Annotated in this window: 10 protein-coding genes; 4 read left to right on the top strand and 6 right to left on the bottom strand. The window is 46.7% G+C overall.

Features of this window, described 5'->3' with window-relative positions:
• Positions 1–204: 204 nt before the first annotated feature.
• Positions 205–1,617, top strand: coding sequence for a DKNYY domain-containing protein (locus C170_RS16275; RefSeq protein ID WP_036611717.1), 1,413 nt, complete (start codon positions 205–207; stop codon positions 1,615–1,617).
• A 79-nt stretch (positions 1,618–1,696) separates the two neighbouring features.
• On the opposite strand, the gene C170_RS16270 is transcribed toward C170_RS16275, so the two are convergent.
• Positions 1,697–3,142 carry a DEAD/DEAH box helicase gene (locus tag C170_RS16270; RefSeq protein WP_036611715.1) on the bottom strand — a complete coding sequence of 482 codons (1,446 nt, stop codon included), beginning with the start codon at positions 3,140–3,142 and terminating at the stop codon, positions 1,697–1,699.
• 222 nt (positions 3,143–3,364) lie between these two features.
• A complete protein-coding gene (locus tag C170_RS16265; protein WP_036611713.1) occupies positions 3,365–3,721 on the bottom strand; it encodes a hypothetical protein in 357 nt (118 codons plus the stop codon).
• Between the two features lie 337 nt (positions 3,722–4,058).
• Here C170_RS16265 and C170_RS16260 point away from each other — a divergent pair, with 337 nt between their 5' ends.
• Together C170_RS16260 and C170_RS16255 are read left to right on the top strand one after the other, a co-directional pair.
• Positions 4,059–4,484, top strand: a complete 426-nt coding sequence (locus C170_RS16260) for a hypothetical protein (RefSeq protein ID WP_036611711.1) — start codon at positions 4,059–4,061, stop codon at positions 4,482–4,484.
• Entirely contained in the window at positions 4,481–4,696 is a 216-nt protein-coding gene (locus tag C170_RS16255) for a hypothetical protein (RefSeq protein WP_036611709.1), read from the top strand. The genes C170_RS16260 and C170_RS16255 overlap by 4 nt, the downstream gene beginning before the upstream one ends.
• 144 nt (positions 4,697–4,840) lie before the next feature.
• Here the strand turns inward: C170_RS16255 and C170_RS16250 are convergent, their stop codons facing one another.
• Entirely contained in the window at positions 4,841–6,970 is a 2,130-nt protein-coding gene (locus C170_RS16250) for a 5'-nucleotidase C-terminal domain-containing protein (RefSeq protein WP_422395296.1), read from the bottom strand.
• Positions 6,971–7,395: 425 nt separating this feature from the next.
• Here C170_RS16250 and C170_RS16245 point away from each other — a divergent pair, with 425 nt between their 5' ends.
• Complete coding sequence (locus C170_RS16245) at positions 7,396–8,358, top strand: endo-1,4-beta-xylanase (protein ID WP_036611704.1); 963 nt, start codon at positions 7,396–7,398, stop codon at positions 8,356–8,358.
• Between the two features lie 137 nt (positions 8,359–8,495).
• On the opposite strand, the gene C170_RS16240 is transcribed toward C170_RS16245, so the two are convergent.
• The 3 genes from C170_RS16240 to C170_RS16230 all read right to left on the bottom strand — a co-directional run bounded on the left by C170_RS16240 (position 8,496) and on the right by C170_RS16230 (position 13,136).
• Positions 8,496–9,656, bottom strand: a complete 1,161-nt coding sequence (locus C170_RS16240) for an MFS transporter (protein WP_036611701.1) — start codon at positions 9,654–9,656, stop codon at positions 8,496–8,498.
• Positions 9,657–9,967: 311 nt separating this feature from the next.
• Positions 9,968–11,308 carry a glycoside hydrolase family 30 protein gene (locus C170_RS16235; RefSeq protein ID WP_036611696.1) on the bottom strand — a complete coding sequence of 447 codons (1,341 nt, stop codon included), beginning with the start codon at positions 11,306–11,308 and terminating at the stop codon, positions 9,968–9,970.
• Between the two features lie 310 nt (positions 11,309–11,618).
• A complete protein-coding gene (locus C170_RS16230; protein WP_051447233.1) occupies positions 11,619–13,136 on the bottom strand; it encodes a leucine-rich repeat domain-containing protein in 1,518 nt (505 codons plus the stop codon).
• Between the last annotated feature and the right edge of the window lie 80 nt (positions 13,137–13,216).

Below are 13,216 nucleotides of genomic sequence, written 5' to 3'. Positions count from 1 at the left end.
TCATTTATATTGTAGTTGGGTCAGACTCTTTTTCAAGTGAACAATCCATCCATTGCTGAACAAACCTTCATTTCATCGTGGCTGAGCGGTGAGAGCGGAGGAAATGTTCCTAAATATCAAGTACGATGATGTAGAGAGGCTCAGGTGCACACGTTAAAATGAGGATAGACTAATTGTTACAACAGATCTGGAGGGGGAACCATCATGGACAAGTTTATTGTAGATGAAGACCTTCAAGTGATATTGCAAAATGAAGAAGATGGAACCAGCGCTCCGATTAAGGGAGGCATTACTGCTCAGGATTTTGAAGTCATCTCTACTTATCAAAAGGGATGGTTGACCTTCGCCTATCTGCGTGATCATCAGGGAATATGGTGGTTCAATGCCCGCAAGAATAAGGCGAGTTTGTTCAGTCGGGATACGGAAGCTTTTCGTGTGATCGATGAAGATTACTGCTGCGACTCTCAGTATGTCTATCTGGAAGATCAGGCCGTGCCTGACTCCGATCCGAGCAGCTTTCGGCTGTTGCTGGATACGCCTTACTTTGCTCAGGACCAACGTTATTTATATGTAAAGAGCAGCACGCATTTTCATCTATTTGAGGATATTGATACGAACTCTGTGATTGCTCATCACGACTATTGCACCGACAAGGACCATCTGTTCCATCTGTCTAGCTCTCTTCGTTACGCGAATGGGGAAAAGGATGAGGTGAGGGCATGGCTGCAAGAACATCATCCCGACGTACATGGCTGGTGGCATGTGCATTATGCCCGCAGTGGAGAGGGCGCTACGCAGATCACAGGGAATTGGGTTGAGACTGCGTCGTCTATTTTTTATAGAACAGAATGGGGCGGGACGGCTCATCGAGAAGCAAAAGCGGTATTCAACTTTGTTCGTGGAGCGGACAGGTCTACCTTTGAACCGCTGGATGAGCAGTTTGCTCGGGACCGGGAACGTGTTTATTTTCAGTGGCGTACTGTAAAAGGAGCAGACCCGGATACGTTCCAGCCGCTAGGTGGGCCTTTTGGTCGTGATGGCAATCATGTGTATTACAACGGTTACCGTGTAGATGGAGCTGATACTCAGCACTTTGAAACGTATGCCGGGACGGAGCATCTTGGACTTTCCAAGGATCAGCAACATGTGTACCGTGCCGAGGTTGTTCGGACAAGTCAGCCTTTCGGTCATCCAGACGATGTGCTTCAGATCATCAAGGGAGCTGATGCTGCAACGTTTGAGTTAATAACACCTTCCGGCAGTTGGGCGGTGGATGCCAATCGTGTGTATCTATGGGGTAAACCAAATAAACATATCGATCGAGCCAGCTTTACACATCTATTCGATGCTGATCCCCAGAGTTGGGCAATGGATCAGAATGGTCTGTATAATGCCAATGGCAACCGCACGGTAAAGGGTGTGAGCGGTAGTACATTTGTCATGCTGAATCAATATTGGGGTAAAGATGAGCGTGTGGTGTTCAGCTTTGTGACGGGTGGGGTTTATAAGTCGGGAGATGCAGCGACATTTCAGGTTACGGATGATATCGGGGGCGCCGAAGATGCGCTCTTTCGGTATACGGTGGAAGGCGGTACAGTTCGGAAAAAGAAAAGGTAATGAAAACAGGGATGGTAGACTTAGAAAAGAGTCCACTATCCCTGTTTGAATTCCTAGTTGTTTGACCGTGTTTACCAAACTATTTATGACCTTTGCGAACCTTGAGCTGCATCTTTTTGATCGTTGTATTCTGCATGAGCTCCAGTACGAGCGGGCCTTTACCGTTCAGGATCTCCACATCCGTTACATTGTCCTGAATGGTAATGATCCCGATGTCGTCTGCGGTTACCCCTTCAAGCTTGGCGATGGTACCTACAAAGTCTACGGCGCGAAGTTTCTTCTTCTTGCCTCCGTTGAAGTTCAGCTTCATGATCTGTTGGTTCAGCTGTTCACGCTTGTCCTTTTTACGTTCAGGAACGATCTTCAATCTTTTCTCAAAATCTTCTCTGCGGCGATCTACAGCTTCCTCGGAAGGAGCCTTCACGACAGGGATTTCGAATCCGATATAGGATTCAATCTCAGCCAGACGTCTGCCATCTTTCGGTGTAATCAACGTAATGGCTTTACCTGTTTTGCCTGCGCGACCCGTACGGCCTGTACGGTGAACATAGCCCTCTTTTTCCAAAGGAATATCGTAGTTGATGACATGAGTAATATTTGTGATATCAATACCACGTGCGGCTACATCTGTCGCGATCAGATAACGGAATTGTCCCCGTCGGAATGCGTTCATCACTTCGATCCGCTCATCCTGCTCCATACCACCATGGATACGATCTGCTGGGTAGTCCAGGTCAGCCATGACCCGGAACAGTTTATCCACATTCTCCTGCGTACGGCAGAACACAATGCAGCTATCCGGATTTTCCACAATGAACAAGTCCTGAAGCAGTGCGGTTTTGTTCACCTCTGGTACGTTAATCACAGCATGTTCAATCGTGGCTGTTGTCAGTCCACTTGCCTTGATCTCGATCTCTACCGGTTTGTTCATGTATTTGCGTGACAGCTTGGCTACATCTTCAGGGAATGTAGCGGAGAACAACATCGTTACTCGCTCCTGCGGCAGTTTCTGAATGATTGCCTGTACCGTCTCGATAAAGCCCATATTCAGCATCTCATCAGCCTCGTCAATAACGAGATAAGCGATCCGTTCGAGTGGCAGCGTGCCACGTTCGATATGATCCAGAACCCGGCCCGGCGTACCAACAGCCACGTGGGTTCTTTGTTTTAACTCCGCTTTTTGGATATGGAAAGGGGACTGTCCGTATAGTGCGGTTGCTTTAATACGCTTAAAGCGCCCGATATTCGTAATATCTTCATTAACCTGCAAAGCCAGTTCGCGGGTTGGGGTAAGAATCAAAGCCTGTGGCTTATTCTCATTCCAATCCACCAGCTCGCAGAGCGGAATGCCGTAAGCAGCTGTTTTACCACTACCTGTCTGTGATTTGACCACAAGATCCTGATTCTCTAGTGCTACCGGAATAACTTTGGTTTGAACCTCGGTTGGTGTCTCATAGCCCAGACTGTCCAGTGCTTTTACGATCTCTTCACCAAGTCCATAATCTTTAAATTGTTGCTTGCTCATCGTTTACCTCTTTTGCGTTAGTTTTTGTACAATTATTGCACCGTACATTTATCGTATACCTCTTCATTATACTCTATATGCAGGCAGGCTAACGGAGTAAATGCTTCAAGTGTGTAAATTGTTTTCATCATTTCCGATTTTAGTAGCAACCACCCGTTGCTGTTCGTATGTGTATCATAACGTTCCACGTGAAACGAAATGTATCGGCGTATATGCTTGGTGTTAATGAATGACCATCTTCACAGCCTTGGTTTGGGGAGGGTAAGATTGAGCAATAACTCCATTGATCCACACTTCTGCACTTCGACCAACGAGTGTCTCATCCAAAGAGACGGTGACAATCTCTCCTCCGACGATGAGTTCGGCGTCCTTGCTGAGCGAGACCCAAATCGGTCCTGAATCAACACCGCCATCTTCTTTATTCTCGATGAGTACCTGACCTCTTTCTTCCTCAAAATCCGTAATAATTCCTCGCACATGTGGCTTCTCTTTCCCTTGTTCTGCGGACTTCTCTGCGCATCCAAGGGTTAACAGGAGCAAGATAAACGGGAATACGAATAATCTTCGTAAAATGGACATCGAGTTGCTCACCTCCTTTTTAATACATCTATAAGTATGGACGGTCTTAGAGACATCAAAGTTCCTTTACATCAATGGAATAAAGAACAAAAATCACTCCATTGAGGCTGGAACTGAAAAATGGGATATGGTAGCATATGGGTACCCGTAAAAAAGCTATAGGATAATCAATCGTATATTACACGTATGTCGCTAGTCATGAAAGAATTTTTATAATAGTGGTACTTTTATATACTACGTATTACCCGGCCGGAGCGAGTACAACCGAAATTTTAATGGACTGCACAGACATGGATGTCTGTGTTTTATTTTTTTATCAGGAAAAGGGGGATAAGATATGCCGCGAGTCAAGATGACATGTTGGTTGTTAAGTATCGTACTGGCTCTGGTCAGCCTATCCGGGTGCTCGTCCCCTTTTTACGAATCGTTTAATGCCGCAGGGGGCAGGTTATCCTCTGATCGAATGAATGAACTCCGCAAGGAATATCCGCTATCCACTGGCGTCCCCGCGACGATTAACATGAGAGAAGTTAGCTTCAATGAGGTCATGGCGTTTGGGGATGGGGTCGTTGTGGCGGAGGTCGTGAAGGTGTTGCCGAGTTTTCGTGTGGAGCTATCGACTAAACCCGGTACGCCTGAACGAAAGGTGGCTGATAAGGTTAGGGCTAATGGAATCACATCCTACCAACCTGAATTCATCTCTTATCAGGTGAAGGTAAATGAAGTAGTAACAGGAGATGATGTACCCGAAAACCAGGTATGAAGATTATCGCTGTAGTCAAAAAGGGGACGACCGGAGAACAGCAGGGAGGATATTCATTCACTCGCTACGGCACGTACTATATTGTCGATGATGACTACGTACTTGCCGCCTACGAGGGGGAATCGGAGGAATTGCGTGATTTTATGGAACAAACGAATGGCATCCAGCTGAACGCTTTTATGGATAAAATCAAGAACCAACCACAAGGCTAAATGACTTCATTCCCCTAGAGCAGTAGAGGAAGGGCCATACGCATAACCATTCGTTTAACATAACAAAGGGCGATCCCGACCATGATATTCATGGGAGAATCGCCCTTTTTCTTTTTCGTTAAGCGTGGTGCGTCACGATGTTACCTATTTCAAAATACTCACGTATTTCCCGTATACAAATGCTACACGTCCATCCAGCTTCACTTTTACCCAGCCATATTTGTCTGTACTGATCACCTCAAGCAGGGTGCCCTTTGGTACCGCAGCAACGACCTTCGCTTTGGATGAAGCGCCAGCGCGTACGTTCAGGTAAGCCGCAGTAACCTTGGCTTGTTTGCCTTTGATGACAGTTCCCGGTTTACCAGTGCTTGGTGTGGATGGTTTACCAGGTTTCGGCGTGCCTGGAGTTGGTGTTGGTTTTGGTACTGTTGGCGTTGTCGGCTTCTCAGGTGTAGGAGTAGTTGCTCCCTCGCCATTGCCTGACGATTTGCGAGCTTTGTTCAGCTGTTGATAGAACGCTCCCTTGGTTTTCACGCCTGCAAATTGTGCTGCATTCACACCTGCTTTGGCAGATAATGTATCAATCTCTTCTTGAGTCACTGCATCTAAAATGTTAATGGAGGCAATGTTGGTGTACTTGCCATCTTCCGTTGTTGGCACAGACATGATGCCATCGTTAACTAACTCCACCACATCTACACGTTCCGGTGCAGTCAGGTCTACGCCAGTGATTTTCCAGTTGTGTTGAATCTTCGGTTCGTAGACACCTTTCATGACATCTTTCAGATAGGCGATGGACAGGTTGCGAATCGTGCCTTGAATCTCACCAAATGCCGAGGCATCCTTGGAGGACCAGAGTTGCTTGAACTTACGCCCTTCCATGGCACCACCTTTGGCAATCAGCGCTTCCATTCGATAGGCGTTCATGCCAAGTTTCAGCGTATCATCTTCTTTGACCACTGACCCATTGCTGTACTTGAGATTTGTAATCCGATTACCGTATGGTTTGGTCAGGTCAATCTCATACGTTACGCCGCCGAAGAAATCATCGGTGCTGTATTTGGAAGCACGTCGTTTCGGATCAAAGCTGACGGTCACATCACCCGGGCGTGTGGAGTTGAAGTACCCCGCAGACCACTCCATATAATCCATTAGATCGCGTCCGGTTACTTCATATACGGTCACTTCACCAAAGGTGTATTGGTAGTTGAACGCAATATCCTTTTTCTTGATTGGACCTACATCCAGCTTGGCCTTGTCGTTATCAATCTGGTGCGCGACCACATCGGCATCACTGTAATGCAACATCACTTCTGTGAAAAAGTCAGACAAAGGTGTTTCCTGGATCTGCACCGCAGGGATACCCTTAATTTCATCGGCAGGCACCAGGTTTGTTCCTTTCAGTTCAGCCACTTCAATGTTGGCATCGGCACGAGCGAACTCGTGGAATGGGTGCAAAGTCTCTTCCAGCGCAGGATCGGAGACTTCATATGTTCCGTCTGCTGCTTTTACAGCGAGTGCTTGAGCTTCTTTGCTTTTCAGCACAACTTTGTCGCCGTCTTTTTCAAATGTCAGATCGATTCGTGAAATATGTGAGCCATATTTATTCGGTTCGGAGATCAATACGCCGTTAACCGTTTGGGATTCAATCAAAGTATGCATGTGTCCGGCAAAAATGGCAGCCAGCTCCGGGTTGGCGTTGGCGATATCCGTCACTCCGGTTCCCGGATTACCGTTCTCGTTATCCAATCCCATATGCATGAGTCCAACCATGACATCGACTTTGCCTTTCAGCTCAGCAATGGCCTTTTTGGTCTCTTCCACAGGATCTTTGACGATGATGCCGTCCAGGTGATCTGTACCTTTCTCAAACTCGGTAATCATAGGTGTGTTCATTCCGATAACACCCACTTTGATTCCGTCTTTCTCGATAATCGTATAGGCAGGCATGTAGCGGTCGCCGTTTTCTTTGAAAATGTTACCCACGAGAGGCTGTCCATTGAATTGGGAAGAGATCTTCTCCAGTATGTCCAGTCCAAAGTTAAACTCATGGTTACCCATAACCCATGCGTCATATTTCATTTCGTTCATTGCAACCATCATGGGAGATTGAGGTTGATCATTGAACAATTCAGCTGAGTTATCCTGAATCATGTCTCCTGCATCCAGCAGGATCGTATTGGGATTCTCCGCACGGACTTTTTTCACAATGGTGTAGAGCTGTGTCATGCTACCGGTTGGGTTTGGACCGTCCATAGCATAGTCCCACGGCATAAATCGACCATGTATATCCGATGTACCCAGCAACGTAATCTTGGTCTCCTTGTCTGCCTCAGCAGCCTGAACCGGAGTGGAAGCAAAAGGGGCAAACAAAATGGAGGCACATAAGAGGAACGATAAAGGCCATCCGGCGAAACGTTTCGTTGAAATTTTGCGCATGTTGTAATCTCCCTTGTTATCTAGTGTGTATAAAGATATGTATCATTTCATACTAGATAAACATCTGGTGAATGTAAACTCCAATGTAAGAGTTATGTTGGATTTAAGAGAGTGAATCTATAAATAACTTCAGAAAAAGCATTTAAATCTATTTTTTTGCAATAAAATACTATAATTTGACAGGTGTTAAAAACCAAAATTATCCAGTAAAATGATGTTTGTAAGCGCTTTACAAAAAAGAATACTAAGGAGGAAAATCATTGATTAAGTCTAAGTGGTTCAAAACAGTCGGCTCACTGGCATTGGTAGGGATTCTCGCTGCTTCTGTTGCGGTTGGTAGTGTGAGCGCTGGTCTGGCGAAAGGTAGCAAATTTCTGGGCAATATTATTGCCAACCAGGTTCCTTCGAATTTTAGCCCGTATTGGAATCAGGTAACTCCGGAGAATTCTACCAAGTGGGATGCTGTTGAAGGCACACGCAACGTAATGAATTGGGGCCAGGCGGACATGGCCTACAACTATGCTAACAACAACGGGTTCCCGTTCAAGTTTCATACCCTCGTATGGGGAAATCAACAGCCAAATTGGATTAACAGTCTCTCAGCCGCAGATCAGAAGGCTGAAGTGACACAATGGATTAAAGCGGCAGGACAGCGGTATTCGAAGTCTGCCTTCGTTGATGTGGTGAATGAACCTCTGCATGCGAAACCATCCTATCGCAATGCCATTGGTGGAGATGGGGCAACGGGTTGGGATTGGGTTATCTGGTCATTCCAACAGGCGAGACAAGCCTTCCCTAACTCCAAATTGTTAATTAATGAATATGGTATTATCGGTGATCCTGCTAAAGCGGACCAATATATCCAGATTATCAACCTTTTGAAAAACAGAGGTCTAGTTGATGGTATTGGAATCCAGGCGCATTACTTCAATATGGACAACGTTTCTGTGAACACAATGAACACGGTACTGAACAAGCTTGCGGCTACAGGGCTACCAATCTATGTATCCGAGCTGGATATGACAGGTGACGATAATACACAATTGCAACGTTATCAGCAGAAATTCCCTGTGCTGTGGAAACACTCTGCTGTTAAAGGTGTGACGCTGTGGGGTTACAACCAGAATCAAACCTGGCAGGCTGGCTCTCACTTGGTCAATAGCAACGGTACAGAACGTCCGGCTATGCAATGGCTGAGAAATTACCTGGCGAACAATCCTTAAGCGTGCGTTTTGACGAGTCGGAGCATCCTTTGTAAATCCGGTAATCATATAACACCAAATAGCGCCTGTTCCACATGTTAAGCATGGGAACATGGCGCTTTTTGTGTTAATGCTTTGTCTCAACAGTGTTCGGCAATTTATGGTGCAGGGAAACATTTAATTTTAATCCAAATCAAGACAAAAGCGATCAGCGCAAATATCATTCCGCTCCAGATCAGTTGATGTATTCCCAGGTTTGCGATGAACCATCCGCCGATAGCAGTACCCAGGGTAATACCGAGGTTGGAAAAGGATACATACAAGCTGTTGCCGAATTCAGGCGCGTCCTGCGCTTCAGCGGTTAACCAGGTTTGGCTTACAATTAATCCTCCTGAATGCACGGATGCCCAGAGGATGACTACAATAACCATCCACATGAAGTGGGGACCGGCCCAATAGACGAGTGCGTAAGCTGCTACATACAGAAGGGGGAACATGAGGACAGTGCGGACCACGCTCTTACGCAGAAACTGTCCAAACCCCAAATTTCCGATGATCATGACGACACCAAAGACGGTCAGCATGACACTGATCCATGATCCGCTCATGTGGGTGACCTGTCCAAGATACTCGGCGAAATAGCTGTACACGGAGAACATGGCGGCGAATATAAAAATGACTGCGGCAACATTCAGCCATAATCCAGGTTTGCGCAGAATACCGAGCTGCTTGCCATAGGACATCTTTTCCTTCACGGGCATCGAGGGTAGCCAGATCCATATGCCGATCAAAGCGACCACACTGACCATCGCTCCAAACAGGAAGGCGATTTCGAGGGATAGGCGTTCAGCAAGATACGATGTGAGTGGCACGCCCAAGGCAAAGCCCGCGGTAACTCCGGTGAATACTTTGGCGACGGCCTGACTGCTTTTCTCTGCCGGAACAAGTTGGGCACTGGTGACCAGGGCTACGGAAAAGAAGACGGGATGGAATAACGCGGGAATGATACGGAAGATAAGCATGGTATCAAATGTTGTGGCGTAGGCATAGACCACGTTTGAAATGGCAAACATCAGCACAGCGGCTAAAAGGATAATTTTGCGATTCATCCCGGATGCCAGCAAGGTGAGAAAAGGGCCCGCAATGGCTACGACTAGCGCAAATATACTGACCAGCCAACCTGCCTGTGCAGCCGTAATGTTGAATTTATTCGCAACCTGAGGCAGTACCCCCACAATTCCCATTTCTGTTGTAATAATCCCGAATACCCCGAGTGCCAGAATCAGGATAAGGAGTGGATTGACCTGTTGTGATTTCATGCAAAGCGTACCTCCAATAAATTTAAATATACAGAAAAGTAGATATATTGTGTCGAAATGAGCCTGCCTTGCCTCCTATAATATGATGGACATGAGAGTAAGTTCTCTGGATTACATTATATCTATATTTATAGATTTGTAAATATAAAAGGTGAAACGTCATTTCTTTAAGTTGTCTTCGGTTTGTGTTCTACAGTAGCAATAATGGTGACATTAGGCATTGAATGGCCCATGAAAAATAGCGCCGGCCCGGGGAATCCTTGGGGCCTGACGCTATTGATGTTCGCGTTTTTAACGATGTGTTGGATTAGTTATTTCGGATGAATAACCATGCTGTTGAATGAATCGGCTTCCAGCTCCATGTGTAGGGTCTGTCCTTCTTCAAGGGTTAGATACAGGTCACGACGGTCCTGGAATGGATTGTTGATGACAATAATGAGACTGTTATCCGGGTTGCGAAAAGCAACGGATTTCCCGCTCCACGCGCCTGACAGACCGACTCTTCGAGCACCAGGAACAATATGATGCGCGAAGTGTTTCATCACATAATACTCCGGGTTACGAGTAACCTCCTTATTGTCTGGATCTATCGTAATCATGGAGTTCTGCTCCCAGCCCCATGTGCTGCGGCCTTTGGGTTCCAGAACCATGTTCCAGTAGATGTACGCGTTCACTCCGTTGCTGAAGTAGTGCTGATAGAGATTATATACATACTTGGCATAGTTCCATGAGTTGTTGCCATCACCGCATTCGTTCTCGGTCTGCATATAACGCAGCTCCGGATAACTCGCCGAGGTACGTTGAATCGCATTTTTGCCTGCCCACTGATATCCAACACCTTTGATATAGGAATAGGCCTTTGCATCACTCAGGACAAGCCCGGCGTACTCATCGAAGTCATTCGTTTTTTTCTTGATTAATTCCTCCCATGGATCAGGGGCGTTGATCGTTCCCAGCCAGATCTCCGTATCCAGACCGTGTTGGTCAAAAGCCGGGCCCAGATAATCGCCGATAAACTCACGAAGCTGCTCGCCTGTCCACATGCAAGAAGGAAATTTCTGATCTGCAATCACTTCGTTCTGCACATGCACCTGATGGATCGTAATGCCTGCGTCACGGTAAGCCTGTACAAACTTTACGAAATACAGGGCGTAGGCCTCCAGAATATCTTTCTCCCAGCGCAGTGTCCCATAGTTATAGGCTTTGGGCGACTTCATCCACGTTGGCGGACTCCATGGCGAGGCGAAGAATTGCAGGTTCGGGTTATAAGTCAGAGCTTCCTTGATGTAAGGAATCAGATATTTGAAATCACGTTTGATCGAAAAATGTTCCATGGCCACGTCGCCGTCCACCTCGTTGTGGCTGTACCACTGCTCTGCATAATCACTTGCGCCGATCGGCAGGCGACAGATGTTAAACTTGTGCTCGCCCTCGGGATGGAAAAGAGAGTGAAATACCTCATGGCGCTGCTCCTCATTCAAATGGGACAGAGCCATATAACCAAGCTCGTTGAAACATCCGCCAAACCCTTCCACAAGTTGGTGCTGTTCACCCGTGAGTTTTAGGTTAGCGCTTTCATTAGTTGGCACAAAAGATAGCTCTCTCCACGGGCTGTCTTGGGTTGTGGAATAACCAGTGAGCGTGAATGTCATGTGAATTTCCTCCTCGCTTGAACCTCAGTTGTCATATATATTACGTTCAGTATAACAACTCCCACGGCAAAAGAAGATATGCTAAACCGTGTGAAATTTACCCTAATCGAAGATGGAGTATTACGAGTTCGTATTCGCATAGACAGATCGTATGCTGTATTTGCTTGTGATCGGCGATGTCCATATACCATTATCCAATGTCTTAACACAACTGTCATAACACAACAAAATCCCCGCTGATTATTCAGACGGGGACTTGCGCTATGTTTCTCATATTCTCTTATGGCTGTAAATGAACGTGAGACACAACTTAAGGCTGTACACTCTCACCAAGCTGTTTATTTTCAAAAATCAGAATCGTTTTGCTGCTTCCGATGTAACCAACAGAGGTATTGAATTGCTCCGAGATGAAGCGAACCGGTACAAAAGCTTTACCATCTTTCATCAGAAGAGGAGCATCATTGATCGCAAGTGTATCATTCACGACAACTTGTTTGTTGCCCACGCTCCAGCGGATGGTCTTATCATTCTGTGTGATCACAGCTTCGCGCGTACCGCTGTTCCAGTTCACACGGGCATCTAACTGCTCCGAGACAAAACGCAGAGGCACATAGGTCCGCCCTTCATCGATAAAAGGTGCAGCATCCAGTGCGTAAGCACGATCCCCAACATAGGCGGTGGTAGACCCTTCGATTAGACGCTGAAAGCTGCCCTGGGGCGTTCGTTTCTGCTCCCGCACATTCATCCGATTCAGAAGTTGCATTGTATGACTGCCACTCACAACATCCAGATAATTGTTCTGCACCGTGAGTCCGGCAGGCTCAACCTCTGAGACAGACGTCTGAATACCCGAGGATAACGAGGTAGACGCCGAGATATCCTGTATAACATTTGTCGCTGACTGATCACGGGTAAACGTAAAACCTGCGATCGGTGTCAGATCCCACACCCGGTTGTTGGATAATTTCAACACGTCCAGGCTGGAAAGCTGCCGTAAAGGTTCCAGATCATAGATCTGATTGGACTCTGCATTCAGCTCTGTCAGCCCAGTCAGTTCCTCAAGCCCCTTGAGATGCTGTACTTGGTTACCAGAGATATCAAGTGTCCGAAGGCGTGTCATATGCTCCAGTGGTGTCAGATCCGTGATTTGATTACCTGCCACATTCAGATTCCGCAGTGTATTTGGCAATTCAGCCAGTACGTCCAGCGTCTGAACCTGGTTGTTTGCTACATTGAGTTGTTGGAGCCGGGTTTTACCCATGAGCGGTGTCAGATCGTTAATCGTATTGTTCGAGATCTCAAGCCACTTCAGTGCATCCGCATCCGAGAGGGCCGCAAGACTGGCAATCTGGTTACCACTGGCGTGGAACGTATGTAATCGGTTGAACCCACGTACAACCTCTATGGAAGAAATGGAATTGTTGCTGATATACAGCCGTCCCAAGTCTTTTAATTCAGTAAGTGCATCTATGGATGTAATGTAATTATTGCGAACATCGATCTCGCGAAGCTGGGTTAGGTGCGCCAGCGGTGTGAGATCCTCAATCTCATTCCCATATAATCGGAGGTGAGTCAGATTGGTTGCATATTCGAGACCGGACAGGCTGTGAATACCTGCATTGCTCAGATCCACCACCTCAAGCTGCTCCAGATCCGTTGAAGTTAATGGCATATCCAGAGGTTTGTTCAGGATTAACTTCAGTCCGTCCTCCAAAGCGGGATCTTCAATGATTCCCTCGCCCAAGTCCGTAGTTGTGTAAGCCATGGCTTGCCCCGATGCCCCGAGACTAAGGATGAATACTAGAAATAATAGCGTCATTCTTCTCATTGCATGCATTCCCTCCGATTTTTAGAATTATAAAATAATCCGAACAGATTGAGTTAGTGAAGGTTGTTCTGCCCACGGGA

This window comes from Paenibacillus sp. FSL H7-689, from assembly GCF_000517905.1.
In the GTDB taxonomy this organism is placed as follows: Bacteria; Bacillota; Bacilli; order Paenibacillales; family Paenibacillaceae; genus Paenibacillus; species Paenibacillus amylolyticus.
Note: the sequence above shows the minus strand (reverse complement) of the source record. Positions and strands in the feature narration are given on the sequence as shown.